The organism is Streptomyces sp. NPDC054834, from assembly GCF_053611185.1.
The window spans coordinates 43,720-62,368 of record NZ_JBSGZV010000027.1 but is presented as its reverse complement, the minus strand read 5'-3'; the positions used below and the strand labels follow the sequence as shown (position 1 = coordinate 62,368).

The window sequence follows — 18,649 nt, the reverse complement described above, 5'->3', positions numbered from 1 at the left end:
GAAGCACGTCAGCCGGAGGGGTCAGCCCACGGCCGACCGCCGCGTCACGAAACCGATCAGCGCCGCGACGGCCGCCAGCACGGCAACACTCGTGAGCGCCGCGGGCAGCGAGAACCAGTCGGCCATGAAGCCGATCGCGGGCGGACCGAGGAGCATGCCGCCGTAGCCGAGGGTGGAGGCGGCGGCGACGCCGGAGGGACCGGCCAGGCTGCCCGCGCGCTCGACGGCCACCGGGAAGAGGTTGGCGAGCCCGAGCCCGGTGACGGCGAAGCCGATCAAGACCGCCCAGACGGCGGGGGCGAGTGAGCCGAGCAGCATCCCGGCGGCCGCGATGCCGCCCCCGGCGATCACGGTCCGGGTCCGGCCGAGGCGTTCCAGCAGGGCCGTGCCGGTCAGCCGGCCGAGGGTCATGGCGAGCGCGAAGCACGAGTAGCCGACCGCCGCCACCCCGGCCGAGGCGTCCAGGTCCTGCTCGAGATGGAGCGCGCCCCAGTCGGCCATGGCTCCCTCGCCGTACGCGGTGCACAGCGCGATCAGGCCGAAGACGGCGACGAGACCACGGGTGCGCCGGTCGGGGCGGTGAGGGTGTCGCGGGGTGTCCCCGTCGGACGCCGGGCGATCCTGTGGCCCCTGTGGCCCCTGTGGCCCCTGTGGCGCCTGCCGTGCCGGAGGCTCGAGTCGCAGCAGAGTACGTCCCGCGACTGCCGTGACCAGCAGACCGATCACGGTCAGAGCGAGCAGGTGGCGGGTGGGGGAGAGATACCCCGCGACCAGCCCGCCGAGACCGGCGCCGAGCATGCCGCCCAGGCTGAACGCGGCGTGGAAGCTCGGCATCACCGGTCGCCGCAGCGCGGCCACCAGATCGACGGCGGCGCTGTTGAAGGCGACGTTGATCCCGCCGTACGCCGCCCCGAACACCACCAGTACGGCCCCCAGCGCGGTCGCCGAGTGGGCCAGCGGCGGCAGCGAGACGCTGAGGGAGAGCAGGACGGCGCAGACCACGGTGACGGGATGGCTGCCGTAACGGCGGCACAGACGCCCGATGAGCATCATGGTGACGACCGCCCCCGCGGACACCCCGAGCAGAGCGAGCCCCAGTGCGCTGGCCGAGGCATGCGTCTGGTGCTTGATGGCGGGGATGCGGACGACCCAGCCGGCGAAGATGAAGCCGTCCATGGCGAAGAAGACGGTCAGCGCGGTACGGAGCCGCGTGAGCGGGTTGTCGTTGCCCGGCACGGCGCTGTGCGTTCGGGTTTTGTTTATTTGCGGCACAAATGCAGGGTAGGGGGGTGGGTGGTGCGGAGCAAGGAGTCCCTGGGCGGCGGCGGGGCACGTGTCCCCGGCATGATCGTCACTCGGCGACGAAGCGGCCGCGAAGTCTGCCGGTCACGGGCAGTACTTCGCGGTGCGGGCCCCCGGAACGATCTCCCGCGAGGAACAACCGGCCACTCTTCGATCCATGGGGGACTGCATGAGGCTGAACCGTGCGGCGCTCGTCGTGGCCGCAGGCGCCCTGGCCCCGGCCCTGTGGCTCTCCACGCCGTCCTTCGCCGTCGGCGCGGCCGCCTCGTCCGTCACCGCGTCGGTGGCGGTGACCGATGCGGGGACGGACGCGGACTCCCCGTACGACTCGATGTCGGAGGACGACCTCCGCATCGCGATCCTCCGCATCGTGGCCGACCCGGCCACCGGCAAGGCCGTGTACCGGGAGGCCCAGAAGGCCATCGACGGCACCGCCGAGGACATGCGCCACTTCCTCGGGACGGGCCGTCGGCTCGCCCAGGCCGAGGACGACCGCGTCGCCATCGCGACCCTCCTGGCCGACCCCGGGATCAGCGACGCCCTGCGGTCGGCGGCCGAGAAGGCGATGGACGGCGCTCCGGAAGAGATGCGCTACTTCCTGGAGGTCGGGCAGTACGAGGTGGACGGCTGACCACGAACGCCGGCATCGGCTTGCCGCTGTGACGGCCGCACGCATGTGAGCGACAGGCCTGACCGCCTCCAGGTCACCCCGGCGGCGCCCCCGTGCTCCGCCGCACCACCAGACTCGTCGGCACGAGGTCCGTCCCGGCCCGCGACCCCCCGCCGGTCCGGATCTGCTCCAGCGCCTTGCCGACGCAGCGGCGGCCCACCTCCGCGAAGTCCTGGTGGACGGTGGTCAGGGGCGGGACGAAGAACGCGGCGTCGGGGATGTCGTCGAAGCCGACGACGCTGATGTCCCCGGGCACGGAGCGGCCGAGTTCGTGGAAGGCGCGCAGCAGACCGAGGGCCATCTGGTCGTTGGAGGCGAACACGGCGGTGCAGTCCGGCTCCTGGGCGAGCGCGAGGCCGGCCGCGTAGCCCGACTCGGCCGACCAGTCGCCGTGCAGGGGCGGTGGCACCGGGCGTCCGGCCTGCTCCAGGACCGCACGCCAGGCCTGGGTGCGGCGCTGGGCGGCGAAGGACGTCCGGGGCCCCGTCAGATGCCACACGGTCCGGTGGCCCAGGCCGAGCAGATGCCGGACGGCCTTTCGGGCGCCGTCCGCCTGGTCGGTGTCGACCACGCTGTAGCGGTCGCCGGCGTCGGAGTCCACGACGACGACGTGCACGCCGGGCGGCAGTCGCACCGTGCCGGTGTCGAGGAGGTGGATCTCCATGATGACGATGACGGCGTCGACGGCCAGCTCTCCCATCCGGGTGAAGGCCCCCCGGACGTTGTCCTGGGTCGGGACGTCGATGGGGATCAGCGTGATCGCGTACCCCTCGGCCGCCGCGTGCGTGGCGATCGCCTCCACGGTGCGGCTGTTGCCCGTCGAGGACAGGCTGAAGAGGATCACGCCGATGGTGTTGAACTGGCCGTACCTGAGGGCGCGCGCCGCGCTGTTGGGCCGGTAGCCCAGTTCCCGCATCGCCGCGAGCACCTGCTCCCGGGTCGAACTGACGACCCCGGGATGGCCGTTGGAGACCCGGGAGACCGTCTGGGACGAGACACCCGCGAGCTTGGCGACGTCGGCCATGGAGACACGCTGCTTGCGACGTCCGCCGGGCACGCCCGAGCCGCCCCGCTCCACCACTCGTGCCTCCCTCGACCCGGCCCCCGGGCCCTGTTGCGCGATCCACCGCATGTTACGCGTGAGGAACCTTGACGCCCGCTGGGGCGGATGCCACGATTCCGGCGCCGCCGAGTTTACGTAAACATCCCTTGCCGCGGGAGGGCATGTTTACGTAAACATGCGAGGCGCCGAGTCGCCACCTCCGGAAAGGGCACGTCGATGCGCAAGACCCCCGCCAGCAACCGCCTCACCCCCCGACTGCGTGCCGCCTGCGTGGCGGTCGCGATCACCGCGGTCAGCGGTGCGACCCTGGCCGGCAGCCCCGCCGCCTCCGCCGCGCCGACCGGAACGAGCCAGTTCAGGGGCGTCAACTGGGCGGATCCGCGTGACAACTTCGCCGACGACTACCTCCAGCTGTCCGGCCTGTCGACCTCCGACAACTACCGCCAGACCTACGCCAAGGCGAGCCGGATCATCTCGGCGTTCCGCGCCAACCTCGGGGCCAACACCGTCCGGCTGCCCATCAACCCGTACACCGTCAACGGCGCGTACTGGAAGTCGTACCGCGGGGTCATCGACGCGGCCTCGGACAAGGGCTTCAGGGTGATCGTGTCCTACTGGGAGGGCACGGGCGACAAGAAGGACGGCTTCATCGACGACGAGACCACGTTCTGGCCCATGTGGGACACCGTGGTCAAGGCCTACAAGAGCGACAAGCACGTCTACTTCGAGCCGATGAACGAGCCCCACGGCTACACCGACACCGCGTGGGCCGACATAGCCGCGAAGTGGCTCGACACCTACCCCTCCGTGCCCCGCAACCGGGTCTTCGTCAGCGGCGCCGGCTACAACGACCACGTCACCTCGGTCTGCGCCGACCCACGGCTGAAGGGCACCTACCTGTCGCTGCACCACTACGGGTTCTGGAAGGACTACGCCACCTACGACCAGTGGGCGGCCGACCTCAAGGAGCGCCTCGGCGACTGCGCGAGCCGTACCGTCGCCGACGAGTTCGGCGCCCCGATGACCACGGGCCTCGACTACGACAAGCCGGCCCCCGACAACAACTACATCAACTTCATCCAGGCCGACACCGACACCTTCCGCAAGCTCGGGATGGGGTCCGTGTACTGGCCCGGCCTGCGCACCGACGACACCTACTCGATACAGAAGCTGGTCGGCGACGCCTCCCGGCCCTGGCTGGAGACCACCAACCAGTCCGGCGCCGACCGGCTCGCCTGGGGCTGGGGACGCGGGAAGCCCGTCAAGCCCTGACGCCGCGGGCTTGGCTGTTTGCCCCGTCGATCGTGTGGTCGGCGGGGCGAAGTGCTGCGGATCGGGAAGCGGTCGGCGATCAGGCTCTTCCGGGGCGGGGCCGCACGTCATCCCTCCCAGTCGCCGTCGAACCCGGAGTTCAGCTGGGCGGAGCAGATGTTGTAGCCGCCGGAGGCGTGCCCGGTCTTCGTCGTCCCCCCGATGGTGACGGAGCAGTGGATGTCCCCGGAGCCCGCCAGCTGCGCCGTCAGGCTGTAGTACAGGGCCCCCTTGTGCAGCGGCAGCGTCGCGGTGAACCCGTCCTGCTTCCAGTGTCCTTGCCGGTTGTCGCTGTCCGAGCCGTAGGTGATGTCGAGCGGGCCGGCCGCGCCGCTCGGTGCGGTTCCCCACACCTTGAAGACGACGGTGTCCGCCGCCTTGTCCGCCTGGGAGTCGCCGCTCTTGGCATGGCTGCCGCTGTTCTTCTGCGACGTGGCGGTGGCGCCGCTGCCGCTGCTGTTGGATCCCCCGGTGGCGGCGATGCCGAGGATGACGAACAGGGCGACCACGCCGAGGCAGCCGAAGCCCAGGATCTTGCCCGCGCTGCCCTTCTTCTTCGGCTGCGGTGGCGGTGGTGCACCCCACTGTTGTTGTGGTGGGGCTCCTCCGGGCTGGTGCGGGTACTGCTGGCTCATTTCGCCCCCTTGGTGGCGCTTGCTTACGTGACGGGCGAATGTAGCCGTGGTGAGCCCTGCGTGAAGGTGCAGTCGAAGATCCATGACACGAACGAGGTACAAGAGGTGATGAGACACGCAGGGTGAAAGGCCCGTTCCCCCGGGCGACGTACCTCCGGGAACGTGTGTGTGCGGCCGACCGGTGATCGCCGACTTGATCGGCTTTGTCTTCGGATTTTTCCGGGGCGCAGAAGGCGCGAGTACGGACAAGTCGCCGATACGGATCGGTTAATACTCGCTCACGCGCTGGTTGCGGGAGAGTGAGCGCGCCATGATGGGCCCATGACGTTGGCCTCGCGCGCGTTCGCGCAACTGGCGACCTGGCCGGACCTGAGACAGGCGGCGCCGAGCTGCGGACTGGGGCAGGCGGTGAGTTCGGCCGGGGGCGAGATCGCCCACTTCCACTCGGACCGGGATGTCGACCTGCGGCTGACGGCCCGCGCCATCCGGCATTTCGCCAAGAACCTCAAGGGCTCGGGGGCGATCCGTATCGTCCCGGGCTCGCAGTGGGTGACCATCCGTCTCGACGCCGCGAGCGACGTGGACCTGCTGCTGACACTGGTGAGCGTCGCCCTCCAGGCCCAGCAGACCTGGCCGGACCCGGGCGACCGGCCGATGCTCGGCTGCAACGACCAGCGCGGTGCCGGGTTCGTGCGGTCGGCCCCCGGCGGGATCTGACGGCGGACCGGACGGCCCCCGCGTCCGGCGTCCAGGGTCTGGGATCACACCGCGACGACCCGCACCCCCGCCTCCTCGAAGCGGTGCACGGTGTCCTGGCCCACCGCCGTGTCCGTGACCAGCGTGTCCACCGAATCGGCCGCGCAGATCCGGGCGAAGGCCCGCTGGCCCAGCTTGCTGGAGTCGGCGGCGACGACCACCCGCTCGGCGCGCTCGCACAGCAGCCGGTTGATCGCGGCCTCCGCCTCGTCGTGCGCCGCCGCGCCGTGCGCGACGTCGAAGGCGACCACTCCGAGTACCGCCACGTCGAGGGTGATCTGGCCGAGCACGCCGTCGGCGAGCGGCCCGACGAGTTCGTACGACTGCGGGCGGGCGACCCCGCCGGTCACCACGATCTTGAACTGGGGCCGCACGGCGAGCTCGTTGGCGATGTTGAGCGCGTTGGTGACGACGGTCAGCGCGGGTGAGCCCGAGGCGAGATCGCCGCGCACTGCGAGGGCGCGGGCCACCTCGGTGGTGGTCGTGCCACCGGTCAGGCCCACCGCCTCGCCCGGCGCGACGAGATCCGCGACCGCCTCGGCGATGCGCTGCTTCTCCGAGGCGTGGCGGGCCGTCTTGTAGCGCAACGGCAGTTCGTACGACACCCCGTGGACCACCGCGCCGCCCCGGGTGCGCACCAGCATCTGCTGCTCGGCGAGCCGGTCGAAGTCCCGGCGGATCGTCGCGGACGACACCTCCAGCTCGGCCGCCGCCTCCTCGACCTCCAGGCGACCGCGTTCGACGAGCAGCTCCAGCAGCACTTTCCAGCGCGCGTCGCGCGACATCAGCGGCCTCCGTTCCCCGATATGCCGCGACCCTAGCGCACCCTGTCCGAAACCCAATGCTTGATTGTGCTCGAAAACTGGCCTTATCTTGCAAGAACAATCAAGCACGTCTGGGAGGGGCACGGCATGACCCATGTCGAGGACGAGCTGAACAGCCAGCCGGAATGCTGGATACGGGCGGCCGAGGAGGCGGCGCGGTACGGCGGGGTGCTGCCGGCGCCGGGGGAGCGGGTCGCGATCGTCGGCTGTGGCACCTCGTACTTCATGGCACAGGCCGCCGCCGCCCTGCGCGAGGGCACGGGAGCGGGTGAGACGGACGCCTTCCCCGCGTCCGAGTTCCCGCTCCAACGCCGCTACGACCGTGTCATCGCCCTCAGCCGGTCCGGCACCACGACCGAAGTGCTCCACCTGCTCGGACAGTTGAAGGGACGGACGCGCACGACCGCGATCACCGCCGACCCGGACACCCCCGTGATGTCGGCCGCCGACGACATCGTCGTGCTGGACTTCGCGGACGAACGGTCCGTCGTCCAGACCCGGTTCGCCACCAGTGCCCTCACCCTGCTCCGCGCCCATCTCGGTCTGCACACCGACACGGTCGTCACGGACGGCCGCGCCGCCCTCTCGGCCCCGCTGCCCCCCGGGCTCGTCGACCGTACCCAGTTCACCTTCCTGGGGCGCGGCTGGACCGTGGGACTGGCGAGTGAGGCAGGGCTGAAGATGCGCGAGGCCTCGCTGTCCTGGACCGAGGCCTACCCGGCGATGGAGTACCGGCACGGCCCCATCAGCGTCACCACCCGGTCCACGGCCACCTGGATGCTCGGCACGGCGCCTGACGGGCTCGCCGAACAGGTGCGTGCCACGGGCGGGTTGTGGATCGAGGGCCGCCTCGACCCGCTCGCCGAACTGGTCCGCGCCCAGCGCCTCGCGGTCGCCGTCGCCGCCGCCCGCCGCCTCGATCCGGACCGGCCGCGCCACCTCACCCGCTCGGTGATCCTCGCCCCCTGACCGGACGCCTGAAAGGAAGGGACCGGCCGTGCCCCTCGCAGCCACCGGTGAGCTGGTCACCCGTGCCGCCGCCGCGCACTCCGCCGTCGCGGCCTTCAACATCATCAGCCTGGAACACGTCGAGGCCGTCATCGCCGGTGCCGAGTCGGCCGGCGCGCCCGTGGTCCTCCAGGTCAGCGAGAACGCGGTCAGATTCCGCTACGGACGGCTGCTGCCGCTGGCCCGTGCCGCCGCCGTCGCCGCCGAGCGGGCCCGCGTACCGGTCGCCCTGCACCTCGACCACGTCCGCAGCGACGATCTGCTGCGGCAGGCGCCGGCCGCCGGGTTCAGCTCCGTCATGTACGACGCGGCGCGCCTGCCCTACGCCGAGAACCTCGCCGCCACCCGGACCGCGGTCGACTGGGCACATGCCCAAGGCCTGTGGATCGAGGCCGAGTTGGGTGAGATCGGCGGCAAGGAGAAAGCCGCCGGGCCGGCGCGGGACGCCCACGCTCCCGGCGCCCGCACCGATCCCGGCGAGGCCCGGGCCTTCGTCGCCCGCACCGGAGTGGACGCGCTGGCCGTCGCCGTCGGCAGCGTCCACGCCATGACCGCCCGCACCGCGGCCCTCGACCACGGTCTCCTCGAGCGGCTGTCCGCCGCCGTGCCGGTCCCGCTCGTGCTGCACGGCTCCTCCGGGGTACCGGACGAGGGCCTGCTCGCGGCGGTCGCGGGCGGTATCGCCAAGGTGAACGTCGGCACCGCCCTCAACATGGCGATGACCGGGGCGATCCGGGACTTCCTCGCCGCACACCCGGAGGCCGTCGACTCCCGCGAGTACCTCAGCGTGGGCCGCGAGGCGATGGCCCGCGAGGTCACCCGGATCATCGGTGTGCTCGCCCCGCGGGCCGATCGGGTCAGCCCCGTTTCACGGCCTTGAGCACCACGAACTTCGGATCGCTCGCGATCAGCCGGCTGTTGCCGAACAGTCGGCGCAGCTGCACGTGGTAGCCCAGGTGCCGGTTGCCGATCACCCACAGCTCGCCGCCCGGCCGCAGCGCGCGCCGCGCCCCGGTGAACATGCGCCGGGCGGTCGCGTCCGTCGTCGCCTGGTGGGAGTGGAACGGCGGGTTGTTCAGGACGACGTCCACACTGCCCGGAGCCACCCCGGCCAGCCCGTCCCCGACCCGGAACTCGGCATGCCCGGGTACCCCGTTGGCCTTGTACGTGGCTTCCGCCGACGCCACCGCCTGGAACGACTCGTCGACGAACAGCACCTCGGCGGCCGGGTCGGCCAGCGCCACCGCCGTACCGACGACGCCGTTGCCGCAGCCGAGGTCCACCACCCGGCGCGGCCCGTCGGCGCCCGGCAGGTGCTGGAGGAAGAACCGGGTGCCGATGTCGAGCCGGTCCGCGCAGAACACGCCGGCGTGGTTGACGACCGTGCGCCCGGAGGCCGCGCCGATGCCGTCGGGCAGGTCATAGCTGTACGGCCACGGGTTGGCCGGGCGCTCCAGCGCCGGGTCCGGGGTGCAGAAGACCAGCCGGGCCTTCTGCTGCGCCAGAGAGGTCCTGGTCGGGCCGAGGATCCGCTCGAACAGCCGGAGGGTCGAGGTGTGGATCTCCTTCACCATGCCGGTGCCGACCACGACCGTGCCCTCGTGCACGGCGGGGGCCAGCCGCAGCAGCTGGTCCTCCAGGAGCGCCAGGCTCTTCGGCACACGGACCAGCAGCACGTCGATGCGTCCCGGTGGCGGATCCTGGGTGGTCAGCAGGTGCACCGCGCCGGCCTCCACACCGGCCCGGGCGAGGTTCGCGCGGGTCGCCTCCTGGCTGAGGTACGAGTCGGTGATCTGTGCCGGCCGGTGCGCCGCGAGTGCCGTGACCAGGGCACCCCAGCGGTCCCCGAGGACCACGACCGTGCCGGACAGGGGGATCCGCTCCTCGGCCAGATGCCGGAGCAGGTACGCGTCGGAGGCGTCCCAGGCCCGTAGCTGGTCGCGCGGATCCTCGGGGAAGCGGGACAGCTCGAGCTCGCCCCACGGAGTCGTCATACGGTCGTTCATCGTGCGTCCAGGCTAGCCGAGCCCCAGTTCAGGGCTTGTCGGGCAGGATGGGGGTATGGAGGCGGAGCTGTTTCCCAGGGGGCGCACCCACGTCGTGCCGGGCGCCGTGCACGTCCCGGACTGGCTGGACGCCGGCGCACAGCGCGAGCTGCTGGCCGCCTGCCGGGAATGGGCCCGCCCGCCGGCCGGCCTGCGCACCGTCCGCACGCCCGGCGGCGGCACGATGACCGCCCGGCAGGTCTGTCTGGGCCTGCACTGGTACCCGTACGCCTACACCCGCACGGTCGTCGACGGCGACGGCGCCCCCGTGAAGCCCTTCCCCGCCTGGCTGGGCGAGCTGGGCCGCCGCGCGGTCGCCGACGCGCTCGGCCCGGAGGCGGCCACGGGGGCGGCGTACGACATCGCCCTGATCAACTTCTACGACGGCGATGCCCGCATGGGCATGCACCGCGACAGCGACGAGAAGTCCGGCGCGCCGGTGGTCTCGCTCAGCCTCGGCGACACATGCGTGTTCCGCTTCGGCAACACTGACACCCGGACCAGGCCCTACACCGACGTCGAGCTGCGCAGCGGCGACCTGTTCGTCTTCGGCGGGCCGTCCCGGTTCGCCTACCACGGCGTCCCCCGGGTGCACGCCGGCACGGCACCGCCCGCGCTCGGGCTGACCGGGCGGCTGAACATCACTCTGCGGGTGAGCGGCTTCTAGCTCGCGGCGCCGGACGCCCGGTCAACGGATCATGGGAGACTCGCCCTCATGAGCGGCAAGGCGGACCCCCGGACAGCGGGGGATGGGACCACCTCGAGGACGCGGCTGGACCGGGGGCGCGGCGCGCTCGGGCCCGCGTTGGAGCTCGTGCACACCGGGCGGGCGCCGACCCGGGCCGTCCTCACCGCCGAACTGGGCGTCACCCGCGCGACGGCCGGCGCGGTCGCCGCCGAACTGGAGGCGCTCGGCCTGATCCGGGTCGACGCCCGGCCCGGGGCGGCAGCCGGTTCCCAGGGGCGCCCCTCGCACCGGCTGGAGGTCGCCGAGGACGGTCCCGTCGCGCTGGCCGCGCAGGTGCACGCCGACGGCTTCCGGGCGGCGCTGGTCGGGCTCGGCGGCCGGATCGTGGCGACCGCGCCCGGCTGCGAGACCGTCGACGCCGACCCGGCGAAGGTGCTCGGCTCCGTCGTGCAGGCGGGCGCCGAGCTGCTCCGCCGCACCGGCCGGCGCTGTGTCGGCGCCGGGCTCGCCGTGCCGTCGGCGGTGGCCGAACCGGACGGCCTGGCCCTCAACCCGCTGCACCTGGCCTGGCCCGTGGGCGCGCCGGTGCGCCGGATCTTCGGCGAGTGCGTGCGCGCGGCCGGGATCACCGGACCCGCCTTCGCCGGCAACGACATCAATCTCGTCGCGCTCGCCGAGCACCGGCACGGCGCCGGCCGGGGCGCCCGGGACCTGCTGTGCGTGGCCACCGGGCACCGGGGTGTCGGCGGCGCCCTGGTGCTGGACGGCCGCCTGCACACGGGCAGTTCGGGTCTCGCCCTGGAAGTCGGCCATCTCACCGTCAACCCCGAGGGCCGCCCCTGCCACTGCGGCAGCCGCGGCTGCCTCGATGTCGAGGCGGACCCGCTGGCCCTGCTCATCGAGGCGGGCCGCGACCCGGGCCCCGAGGTGTCCCTGCTCCAGCAGGCCATCGACCTGATCCGCCACCACTACGCCGACCCGACGGTCCGCACCGCCGCCGAGGCGCTGATCGACCGCCTCGGCCTGGGCCTGGCGGGCCTGGTGAACATCCTCAACCCCGACCGCATCATCCTCGGCGGCCTGCACCGCACCCTGCTCGACGCCGACCCCGACCGGCTGCGCGCGGTCGTCGCCGACCGCAGCCTGTGGGGCCAGAGCGGCGGCGTCCCCATCCTGCCCTGCACCCTCGATCACAACAGCCTGGTCGGCGCGGCCGAGCTGGCCTGGCAGCCGGTGCTGGACGATCCGCTGGGGGCGCTGCGGTGACCGAGCCGCCTGCCGTCGAACTCCTGCGGGCGCGGGACGTCCGGTTGGTCGAGACGCCGCCGCCCGAGCTGTCCCCGGGGGAACGCTCGGCGATGGACCGCGTGTGGGAGGAGGCGGTCCGGGCCAACCCGACCCTGTTCGACGGGCCCGTGGCCGCCCTCACCGGGCTGGCCTTGGAGGAACCGCACGACCTGGTCCTGTCCTGGACCCGCGCCACGTATCGGCTGCACGCCCTGCGCCGGGTTCCAGGCGCGACCGCCTGGCTGCCGTCCCTTTTCGTGTCCGTCGTGCAGCCGGACGACGACGGGAGCCTGCTGGTGGGCCGGATGGCGCCGTGGACCGCCGCCCCGGGCCGCTGGCAGCTGCCGGGCGGCAGCGTCGAACCGCCGGGCCCCGCTGAGGACTTGGACCTGGCCGCCCTGCGCCGGCACGCGGCCCGCGAGCTGGCCGAGGAGATCGGGTCGGACACCGAGCCGGACGCGCTGACCCTGCGGCTCGCCACCCGTGGCCGCAACGGGTCCGTCGGTGTCCTGTTCCTCGCCCCACCGCGCCCCGCCTCGCTGCTGCACGAGCGGTACGCGGCCCTGGCCGCCGTGGAGAAGGCCGAGGGCCACGATCCCGAGTTCGACCGGATCACGCTGATCCGCTCACCGGACGAACTGGCCGCCCTGGCCGGCCCGTACGTGGACTACCTGGCGCCGGTCGTCCGGCACTTCGCGGAGGACAGCGCCTGATCCGTCAGGGGGAGGCAGCTCACCGCCAGTCGACGGCGAACGCCCGTCCCGGGTTGTCGGTGAGGATCGCCCGGACCGGCTCCGTGCCGAGCACCGCCTCCAGGCGTGGCCGCACCCGGCGCAGCAGATACGGCATTCCCGGCCCCCCGTCGACCGACCGCGCCCCGGCGACCACCGTGTCCCCGCCGAGCAGCAGCCGATGCCCGAACCCGGCCTCGGCCAGGGCCTGTACGGCGTCGGGCATCCGCCAGTCGGTGGCGTGCTGGGCGCGGGACGGCCCGTCGAACGCCAGCCAGCACCCGGTGTCCGCGGCCTGCCGCTGCACCACGAGGTCGGGGGAGCGGTTGAGGTGCCCGAGGATCACCCGGTGCGGCGGAACCTCCAACTCGCCGCACAGCAGGTCCAGTACGTCGAGCGCGCCGGTGCCCAGCTCCAGGTGCACGGCGATCGGCGCGCCCGTCGCGTGGTGTGCCTCGGCCGCGGCGGTCATCGTCCAGCGGGCGTGCGCGTCGAGGGCGTGGAAGCCGCCCGCCACCTTGATCAGCCCGGCGCGGACCCCGGACGTGCCGATGCCTTCGGTCAGTTCGGCGACGAAGACGGCGGCGAGCCGGCCGCGCAGTTCGCCGAGCGACTCCGGGGTGTAGTGGGCCGCTTGGTGCAGTCCCGTCGCGCACACCAGGTGCACCCCGGCCGCCCGGGACAGCGGCGGCAGGTCCGCGGCCCGGCGGCCCATCCCGTACGGCGTCCACTGCACCACGCCCGCCCCGCCCGCCGCGCGGAACGCGTCCAGTTCGGCGCGCGCGGCGGCGGCGTCGTTCAGCTCCTGGCCGGGCAGCTGGGGGCTGCACAGGAAGAGGTGGTCGTGCGCGTCGCACACGCCCAGATCCTCGGGGCGTACGTCGCCGAGCACCGTACGGACCGCGGCACTCCCCGCTGCCGTCACCACTGCCGTCCGCGCGGCAGCCGTTCCCTGCCGGGGGCCGACAGGTGCAGCACCTGGAAGACGTCCCCGGGCGCCTTGGGCGTGTCGTGCTCCCAGAGCGAGAAGTGGACCAGTTCCCAGTGGTGCGTGTCCACGCCGGCCGCCGCCAGCACGGCACCGCCCTCTGCGGCCAGCTGTCCGGTCTCGCGCACCGCCTCCGCCATCACACCGGACAACTCGGCCCCGTCCGGCACCGGTTCGCGCCGGCGCACGGCGACGGCGGCCCGGGAACCCGCGGCGGCACCCTCCTCGTACGCCAGCCCCGACCACCGCCGCGCCACCGGCCGCCCGAAATCGTCGACGAGCCCCTGGAAGGCGCCGCCCCACAGGAAGCGGTTCATGCCCTCCACGGTGTTCCACAGATAGAACGGCGCGTACTGGTTGACCGGGGATCCGTGCGCGCCGCGCTCACGCATCAGATACGCCTTGAGGCCGAGGCCCTCCCAGTCGTCGAGCCGGTGTCCGATGCGGGCCGCCCGGGCGCGGATGATCTCCATGTCGTAGTCGGCGGGGAACGTCAGCTCGTACTGAAGCGCGTGCATGCCGGGATCCTTCCTCAGGCCGGATAGTCGTCGGGGGCCACGTGCGCGTCCCACTCGGTGGTGGTGCCGTCCTCGGCGGCCTCGACGACCGCGAGGTGCGTCATGAAGGTGCGGGGCGCCGCGCCGTGCCAGTGCCACTCGCCGGGCGCTGTCCACACCGTGTCGCCGGCCCGGATCGCCTCGACGGAGCCGCCCCTGCGTTGGACCAGTCCCTCACCCTCCAGGACGTGCAGCACCTGGCCGTGCGGGTGCCGGTGCCAGGCGGTGTGCGCGCCTGGTGCGAAGTGCACGTTGAACAGCCGCAGCCGGGAAGGGGATTCGGGCGCGGCCACCTCGTCGAGCCACACCGGGCCGGTGAAGTTCTCGGCCGGGCCCTGCTGTGTGTCGGGGCGTTTCCTCGTGATGTGCACGTGCGTGCGCTCCTATCGCGGGGCGAGCAGGGACAGCAGCCCTCGGACACCGGCGTCGAAGGCGGTGGGGGAGCCGGAGGCGCGGGCGAGGACGTAACCGCCCTGCACGGTGGCCAGGACCGTCGCCGCGATCTCCTCGCCGTCCAGCGAAGGCGCGAACTGGCCCTGCTCCTTGCCCTCCTCGACGATCCCGGCGATCAGCTCGCGGATCGCGTCGAGCGTCTCGTCGACCGGAGCGCGCAGCTCGTCGCTCGCGATGACGTCCGGGTCCATCGTCAGCCGCCCGACCGGGCAGCCGCGCAGCACGTCGCGCTCGCGGCGCAGATACGCCTCGATGCGCTCGTACGGAGTCCCGGGTCCGGCGAGTACTCCCTCGGCGGTAGCCCGCAACTCCTCGGCCGTCCGCCGGATCGCGGCCAGCGCGAGGTCGGGCTTCCCCTTGAAGTGGTGGTACATGCTGCCCTGTCCGGCGCCCGCGCGCTCCAGGATCGCCTTCGGGCTGGTGCCCACATAACCGCGCTCCCACAGCAGCTCACGGGTGGACTCGATGAGTCGGTCCGAAGTGCTCATGCGCTCACTGTACATACTAGTAGTTACAGAAGTCGAGACTTTACGGAGCAGCGCGAAAGGATGCTCGTACTCCCCAGGAGGTACGCGCACTGCCGCTGGCCGTACGACGACCCGGACCCCTCCGCGGCGCGAGTCTCGAGGCATCACCACCGGACCTACTCAGGAGATGACCCGAGATGCAGACCCTCGCAGCCTGGAACGGCGGCCCCGGCCCCTGGATCCTCTTCTTCCCGCTGATCTGGGCGGCCGTCGTGATCGGCGTCGCCGCCGTCCTGCGCCGCACGGTGTGGCGCGGCCGCCGCGGACCGTGGCGCATGCTGGACGACCCCCGCCCGTCCGGCGACTCGCCTCTCGCCGTCCTCGGCCGCCGCTTCGCCTCCGGCGAGATCGACGAGGACGAGTACTGGCGCCGGCTGTCGGTCCTGGACGAGCAGTTCGGCCGCAAGGGCGGTGCGGCATGACGACGGCGACCACCGTGCGAACGGCCGCCCGGGTCGTCGACGCCGTCAAGGTGTACGGCCGCGGCGACACAGAGGTGAGGGCCCTGGACGGGGTGACCGTGGACTTCCCCGCCGGACGCTTCACCGCGATCATGGGGCCCTCGGGCTCCGGCAAGTCCACGCTGATGCACTGCGCGGCCGGACTCGACACCCTCACCTCGGGAGCCGCGTACGTCGGCGACACCCCTCTCGGCAGGCTGGACGACCGCCGGCTCACCCTCCTGCGCCGCGACCGTGTCGGCTTCGTCTTCCAGGCGTTCAACCTGGTGCCGACGCTCACCGTCGCCGAGAACATCACGCTGCCCCTGGACCTCGCGGGTGGCAGGGGTGACCCGGAGTGGATCGACGCGCTGGTCGACGTCGTCAGCCTGCGCGACCGCCTCCACCACCGTCCCTCCGAACTCTCCGGTGGTCAGCAACAACGCGTCGCCGTGGCAAGGGCGTTCGCCGGGCAGCCGGACGTCGTCTTCGCCGACGAGCCGACCGGCAACCTCGATTCCCGGGCCGGAGAGGAAGTCCTCGGCCTGCTCGGCCGCGCGGTGCGCGAGACGTCCCGCACGGTCGTCATGGTCACCCACGACCCGGTCGCCGCCGCCCACGCCGACGAGGTCGTCTTCCTCGCCGACGGCCGCCTGGTCGACCGGATGGAGGCGCCGACCGCCGATCGGGTGCTGGACCGGATGAAGGCCTTCGAGGTGCGGTCATGAACGCCTCGCTGCGCCTGAGCCTCGCCTCGCTGCGCGCCCACAAGAGGCGCTTCGCCGGAACGTTCCTCGCGGTGTTCCTCGGGGTCGCCTTCCTCGCCGGAACCCTGGTCATGGGCGACACGCTGCGGGCCGGCTTCGGCACCATGTTCGGCGACGCCACCGCCGGTACCGACGCCGTGGTCCGGGGCGCCGACGCCATCACCGCCCCGGGCCAGAGCCAGGGCGTGCGGCGGCCGGTCGGCACCTCGCTGGTGAGAACCATCGAGCGGGTCCCCGGCGTGGCGGCCGTCGCCCCCGACATCCAGGGCGCGGGCCAACTGGTCGGCAGGAACGGCAAACCCATCGGTGGCCAGGGCCCGCCCACCCTCGCCGGCAACTGGATCGCCGACCCGGAACTCAACCCGTACCGGCTCGCAGAGGGCCGCGCCCCGGCGCGGTCCGGCGAGATCGTCGTCAACCGTGGCGCCGCGAAGAAGGGCGGCCTGCGCATCGGCGACACGACGACACTGCGCACCCCGGACCCGGTGAAGGTGACCGTCGTCGGACTCGCGACCTTCGGCGGGCAGGACGGCATGGCACAGGTGACCTTCACCGGCATGACGCAGGCCGACGCCGAGAAGTACCTCACCGCCCGGCCCGGTCAGGCCGCGAGCATCCAGGTGCGGGCCGGTCCCGGCATCGGCGGGCGGGAGCTGGTCGACCGGCTGACTCACGTACTGCCCAAGGGGGTCGAGGCCATCACGGGCCAGGAGTCGGCGCGGGAGAACACCGACATGGTCTCCAGCCAGTTCCTCACTCTCTTCACCAGCCTCCTGCTGGTCTTCTCCGGTGTCGCCCTGCTGGTCGCGACCTTCTCCATCCACAACACCTTCGCGATCGTCGTGGCCCAACGCACCCGCGAGAACGCCCTGCTGCGCGCGCTGGGCGCCTCCCGTCGCCAGGTCACCGCGTCGACCCTCACCGAGGCGACCGCGGTCGCCGTCACCGCGTCGGCCGCCGGACTCGCCGGCGGCATCGGGATCGCCGCCGGACTCCAGGCCCTGTTCCCCGCCATCGGATTCCCCTTCCCCGACGGGAACCTGGTGGTCAGGTCCCTGTCGATGGCGCTGCCGCTCGCCGTGGGCGTCGTGGTCTGCCTGGCCTCCGCGCTGCTGCCCGCCGTACGGGCCGGACGCACGGCCCCGCTGGCCGCGCTGCGGGAGACCGCCGTCGACGTCTCGGGCGTCTCCCGGGTCCGCGCGGTCACCGGAGCGGGCCTGGCCGCGCTGGCGCTCACGGTGACCCTCACCGGCGTCCTGATGTCACCGTCCCTGTGGCCGGCGGGGCTCGGCGCGGTGCTCGCCCTGGCCGCGTTCCTGGTCCTCGGCCCGGTCGCCGCCACCACGGCGGTACGTGTTCTCGGCAGCCCCCTCCACCGGCTGCGCGGTGTCACCGGAGCCCTCGCCCGGCGCAACGCCCTGCGCAGTCCCAGGCGGACGGCGGCCACGGCGAGCGCGCTGATGATCGGGGTGGCCGTGGTGTCGCTGTTCACCGTGTTCGGCGCCTCGCTCAAGGCGACCATGGACCGGACGGTGTCACGGTCCTTCGCGGGCGACGTCGCCGTCAGCACCCCGTCCTTCGGCGCGGGCGGCAGCGGACTCAGCCCCCGGCTCGCCCCCGCCCTGCAACGGCTGCCCGAGGTGGACACCGCCGTCGGACTCGGCCGGGGAGTCGCCGAAGTCGACGGCCACGGGCGGGCGTTGACAGTCACCGACCCGGCCGCGCTGGCCCGCACCTTCGATCTGGGCACGGTCCAGGGCTCCCTGCGCGACCTGGGCGCGGACGGCATCGCGATCACCCGGCAGGAGGCCGACCGCCGGCACCTGCGGCCGGGCGGCACCACCCGCCTCACCTTCACGGACGGTACGACACTGCCCTTCACCGTCCGCGCGGTGTACGGCCGTTCCGAACTCGCCGGCGACTACGTCGTCACCCGCGCCGCCTGGGCCCCGCACCGCACCCAGGACAGCGACACGCTCGTCGCCGTGTCCTTCCGGCCCGGGGTGAGCCCCGACGCGGGCAAGGCGGCGGTCCGTGCGGTGACCGCGCGGTTCGGCAACCCCGAGGTGCAGACCCGCGACGAGTACGCGCAGTCCTCGGCCGCCGGGATCGACATGATGCTGACACTGGTCTACGCGCTGCTCGCCCTGGCCGTCCTCATCGCCCTGCTGGGCATCGCCAACACCCTCACCCTGGCGATCCACGAACGCACCCGCGAACTGGGCCTGCTGCGGGCGGTCGGCCAGACCCGGTCCCAGCTGCGGGCCATGGTCCGCTGGGAGTCGGTCCTGGTCGCCGCCTTCGGCACCGTGGGCGGCCTCGGTCTCGGCACGTTCCTCGGCTGGGTCCTGGTCAAGGCCTCGGACGGCGCGAGCGACAGCACCTTCGCCTTCGCCCTCCCCCCGGCACGCCTCGCCGTGGTCGCCCTGGTCGGCCTGACAGCGGGCGCCCTCGCGGGCCTGCGCCCGGCCCGCCGTGCGGCCCGCCTCGACGTACTGCGCGCGATCGCCACGGAATGAGCCCCTCGGCGGGGCCGGGATCGGGGCTGATCGAGTCCGATCGAGGTCATGGTCTGACCTACATGCCTCCTACGGTCG

Annotated in this window: 20 protein-coding genes; 11 read left to right on the top strand and 9 right to left on the bottom strand. The window is 72.9% G+C overall.

What is annotated here, in order from left to right:
* Positions 1 to 21 precede the first annotated feature (21 nt).
* On the bottom strand, positions 22 to 1,236 hold the full coding sequence (locus ACWGJM_RS30445; protein WP_453414941.1) for an MFS transporter: 1,215 nt from the start codon (positions 1,234 to 1,236) through the stop codon (positions 22 to 24).
* A 235-nt stretch (positions 1,237 to 1,471) separates the two neighbouring features.
* Here ACWGJM_RS30445 and ACWGJM_RS30440 point away from each other — a divergent pair, with 235 nt between their 5' ends.
* Positions 1,472 to 1,933, top strand: a complete 462-nt coding sequence (locus tag ACWGJM_RS30440; RefSeq protein WP_453414940.1) for an ALF repeat-containing protein — start codon at positions 1,472 to 1,474, stop codon at positions 1,931 to 1,933.
* Between the two features lie 73 nt (positions 1,934 to 2,006).
* On the opposite strand, the gene ACWGJM_RS30435 is transcribed toward ACWGJM_RS30440, so the two are convergent.
* Entirely contained in the window at positions 2,007 to 3,053 is a 1,047-nt protein-coding gene (locus ACWGJM_RS30435) for a LacI family DNA-binding transcriptional regulator (RefSeq protein ID WP_453414939.1), read from the bottom strand.
* A 198-nt stretch (positions 3,054 to 3,251) separates the two neighbouring features.
* Between ACWGJM_RS30435 and ACWGJM_RS30430 the strand changes: the two genes are divergently transcribed.
* Positions 3,252 to 4,307, top strand: a complete 1,056-nt coding sequence (locus ACWGJM_RS30430; RefSeq protein WP_453414938.1) for a glycoside hydrolase family 5 protein — start codon at positions 3,252 to 3,254, stop codon at positions 4,305 to 4,307.
* A 107-nt stretch (positions 4,308 to 4,414) separates the two neighbouring features.
* Here ACWGJM_RS30430 and ACWGJM_RS30425 read toward each other — a convergent pair whose 3' ends face one another.
* Positions 4,415 to 4,981, bottom strand: a complete 567-nt coding sequence (locus ACWGJM_RS30425) for a hypothetical protein (RefSeq protein WP_453414937.1) — start codon at positions 4,979 to 4,981, stop codon at positions 4,415 to 4,417.
* A 321-nt stretch (positions 4,982 to 5,302) separates the two neighbouring features.
* Between ACWGJM_RS30425 and ACWGJM_RS30420 the strand changes: the two genes are divergently transcribed.
* The gene (locus ACWGJM_RS30420) at positions 5,303 to 5,698 is read left to right on the top strand and encodes a luciferase domain-containing protein (protein ID WP_453414936.1); all 396 of its coding nucleotides are present in this window, start codon (positions 5,303 to 5,305) and stop codon (positions 5,696 to 5,698) included.
* 44 nt (positions 5,699 to 5,742) lie between these two features.
* On the opposite strand, the gene ACWGJM_RS30415 is transcribed toward ACWGJM_RS30420, so the two are convergent.
* Entirely contained in the window at positions 5,743 to 6,522 is a 780-nt protein-coding gene (locus ACWGJM_RS30415) for a DeoR/GlpR family DNA-binding transcription regulator (protein ID WP_453414935.1), read from the bottom strand.
* A gap of 126 nt (positions 6,523 to 6,648) precedes the next feature.
* On the opposite strand from ACWGJM_RS30415, the gene ACWGJM_RS30410 reads away from it, so the two are divergent.
* Both ACWGJM_RS30410 and ACWGJM_RS30405 read left to right on the top strand, forming a co-directional pair.
* A complete protein-coding gene (locus tag ACWGJM_RS30410; RefSeq protein WP_453414934.1) occupies positions 6,649 to 7,530 on the top strand; it encodes an SIS domain-containing protein in 882 nt (293 codons plus the stop codon).
* Between the two features lie 28 nt (positions 7,531 to 7,558).
* The gene (locus ACWGJM_RS30405) at positions 7,559 to 8,449 is read left to right on the top strand and encodes a class II fructose-bisphosphate aldolase (protein ID WP_453414933.1); all 891 of its coding nucleotides are present in this window, start codon (positions 7,559 to 7,561) and stop codon (positions 8,447 to 8,449) included.
* Here ACWGJM_RS30405 and ACWGJM_RS30400 read toward each other — a convergent pair.
* Entirely contained in the window at positions 8,427 to 9,563 is a 1,137-nt protein-coding gene (locus ACWGJM_RS30400) for a methyltransferase (protein WP_453415007.1), read from the bottom strand. The genes ACWGJM_RS30405 and ACWGJM_RS30400 overlap by 23 nt on opposite strands.
* Before the next feature lie 67 nt (positions 9,564 to 9,630).
* Between ACWGJM_RS30400 and ACWGJM_RS30395 the strand changes: the two genes are divergently transcribed.
* Genes ACWGJM_RS30395 through ACWGJM_RS30385 form a run of 3 tightly spaced genes read left to right on the top strand, consistent with a single transcriptional unit; the run spans position 9,631 to position 12,302 of the window.
* Positions 9,631 to 10,281 (top strand): alpha-ketoglutarate-dependent dioxygenase AlkB family protein, encoded by a 651-nt coding sequence (locus tag ACWGJM_RS30395; RefSeq protein ID WP_453414932.1) that lies wholly within the window; start codon positions 9,631 to 9,633, stop codon positions 10,279 to 10,281.
* A gap of 48 nt (positions 10,282 to 10,329) precedes the next feature.
* Entirely contained in the window at positions 10,330 to 11,568 is a 1,239-nt protein-coding gene (locus ACWGJM_RS30390) for an ROK family protein (RefSeq protein ID WP_453414931.1), read from the top strand.
* Entirely contained in the window at positions 11,565 to 12,302 is a 738-nt protein-coding gene (locus ACWGJM_RS30385; RefSeq protein ID WP_453414930.1) for an NUDIX hydrolase, read from the top strand. Before ACWGJM_RS30390 ends, ACWGJM_RS30385 begins: the two co-directional genes overlap by 4 nt.
* Before the next feature lie 19 nt (positions 12,303 to 12,321).
* On the opposite strand, the gene ACWGJM_RS30380 is transcribed toward ACWGJM_RS30385, so the two are convergent.
* Genes ACWGJM_RS30380 through ACWGJM_RS30365 form a run of 4 tightly spaced genes read right to left on the bottom strand, consistent with a single transcriptional unit; the run spans position 12,322 to position 14,806 of the window.
* Positions 12,322 to 13,245 (bottom strand): phosphotriesterase family protein, encoded by a 924-nt coding sequence (locus ACWGJM_RS30380; protein WP_453414929.1) that lies wholly within the window; start codon positions 13,243 to 13,245, stop codon positions 12,322 to 12,324.
* Positions 13,242 to 13,826 (bottom strand): DUF4865 family protein, encoded by a 585-nt coding sequence (locus ACWGJM_RS30375; protein WP_453414928.1) that lies wholly within the window; start codon positions 13,824 to 13,826, stop codon positions 13,242 to 13,244. The genes ACWGJM_RS30380 and ACWGJM_RS30375 overlap by 4 nt, the downstream gene beginning before the upstream one ends.
* A 14-nt stretch (positions 13,827 to 13,840) precedes the next feature.
* Complete coding sequence (locus ACWGJM_RS30370; protein ID WP_453414927.1) at positions 13,841 to 14,236, bottom strand: (R)-mandelonitrile lyase; 396 nt, start codon at positions 14,234 to 14,236, stop codon at positions 13,841 to 13,843.
* 12 nt (positions 14,237 to 14,248) lie between these two features.
* Complete coding sequence (locus ACWGJM_RS30365; RefSeq protein WP_453414926.1) at positions 14,249 to 14,806, bottom strand: TetR/AcrR family transcriptional regulator; 558 nt, start codon at positions 14,804 to 14,806, stop codon at positions 14,249 to 14,251.
* A gap of 176 nt (positions 14,807 to 14,982) precedes the next feature.
* Here ACWGJM_RS30365 and ACWGJM_RS30360 point away from each other — a divergent pair, with 176 nt between their 5' ends.
* Genes ACWGJM_RS30360 through ACWGJM_RS30350 form a run of 3 tightly spaced genes read left to right on the top strand, consistent with a single transcriptional unit; the run spans position 14,983 to position 18,571 of the window.
* Positions 14,983 to 15,267 (top strand): SHOCT domain-containing protein, encoded by a 285-nt coding sequence (locus tag ACWGJM_RS30360; protein ID WP_453414925.1) that lies wholly within the window; start codon positions 14,983 to 14,985, stop codon positions 15,265 to 15,267.
* On the top strand, positions 15,264 to 16,013 hold the full coding sequence (locus ACWGJM_RS30355; RefSeq protein ID WP_453414924.1) for an ABC transporter ATP-binding protein: 750 nt from the start codon (positions 15,264 to 15,266) through the stop codon (positions 16,011 to 16,013). The genes ACWGJM_RS30360 and ACWGJM_RS30355 overlap by 4 nt, the downstream gene beginning before the upstream one ends.
* Complete coding sequence (locus ACWGJM_RS30350) at positions 16,010 to 18,571, top strand: ABC transporter permease (protein ID WP_453414923.1); 2,562 nt, start codon at positions 16,010 to 16,012, stop codon at positions 18,569 to 18,571. Before ACWGJM_RS30355 ends, ACWGJM_RS30350 begins: the two co-directional genes overlap by 4 nt.
* The last annotated feature ends 78 nt before the right edge of the window (positions 18,572 to 18,649 follow it).

Excerpts from the sequence above, each read along its gene's own strand:
- ACWGJM_RS30430 (WP_453414938.1), top strand. The coding sequence starts at position 3,252 with ATGCGCAAGACCCCCGCCAGCAACCGCCTCACCCCCCGACTGCGTGCC.
- ACWGJM_RS30395 (WP_453414932.1), top strand. The coding sequence starts at position 9,631 with ATGGAGGCGGAGCTGTTTCCCAGGGGGCGCACCCACGTCGTGCCGGGC.
- ACWGJM_RS30360 (WP_453414925.1), top strand. The coding sequence starts at position 14,983 with ATGCAGACCCTCGCAGCCTGGAACGGCGGCCCCGGCCCCTGGATCCTC.
- ACWGJM_RS30365 (WP_453414926.1), bottom strand. The coding sequence starts at position 14,806 with ATGAGCACTTCGGACCGACTCATCGAGTCCACCCGTGAGCTGCTGTGG.
- ACWGJM_RS30420 (WP_453414936.1), top strand. The coding sequence starts at position 5,303 with ATGACGTTGGCCTCGCGCGCGTTCGCGCAACTGGCGACCTGGCCGGAC.
- ACWGJM_RS30400 (WP_453415007.1), bottom strand. The coding sequence starts at position 9,563 with ATGACGACTCCGTGGGGCGAGCTCGAGCTGTCCCGCTTCCCCGAGGAT.
- ACWGJM_RS30440 (WP_453414940.1), top strand. The coding sequence starts at position 1,472 with ATGAGGCTGAACCGTGCGGCGCTCGTCGTGGCCGCAGGCGCCCTGGCC.
- ACWGJM_RS30390 (WP_453414931.1), top strand. The coding sequence starts at position 10,330 with ATGAGCGGCAAGGCGGACCCCCGGACAGCGGGGGATGGGACCACCTCG.
- ACWGJM_RS30415 (WP_453414935.1), bottom strand. The coding sequence starts at position 6,522 with ATGTCGCGCGACGCGCGCTGGAAAGTGCTGCTGGAGCTGCTCGTCGAA.
- ACWGJM_RS30410 (WP_453414934.1), top strand. The coding sequence starts at position 6,649 with ATGACCCATGTCGAGGACGAGCTGAACAGCCAGCCGGAATGCTGGATA.
- ACWGJM_RS30425 (WP_453414937.1), bottom strand. The coding sequence starts at position 4,981 with ATGAGCCAGCAGTACCCGCACCAGCCCGGAGGAGCCCCACCACAACAA.
- ACWGJM_RS30375 (WP_453414928.1), bottom strand. The coding sequence starts at position 13,826 with ATGCACGCGCTTCAGTACGAGCTGACGTTCCCCGCCGACTACGACATG.
- ACWGJM_RS30350 (WP_453414923.1), top strand. The coding sequence starts at position 16,010 with ATGAACGCCTCGCTGCGCCTGAGCCTCGCCTCGCTGCGCGCCCACAAG.
- ACWGJM_RS30355 (WP_453414924.1), top strand. The coding sequence starts at position 15,264 with ATGACGACGGCGACCACCGTGCGAACGGCCGCCCGGGTCGTCGACGCC.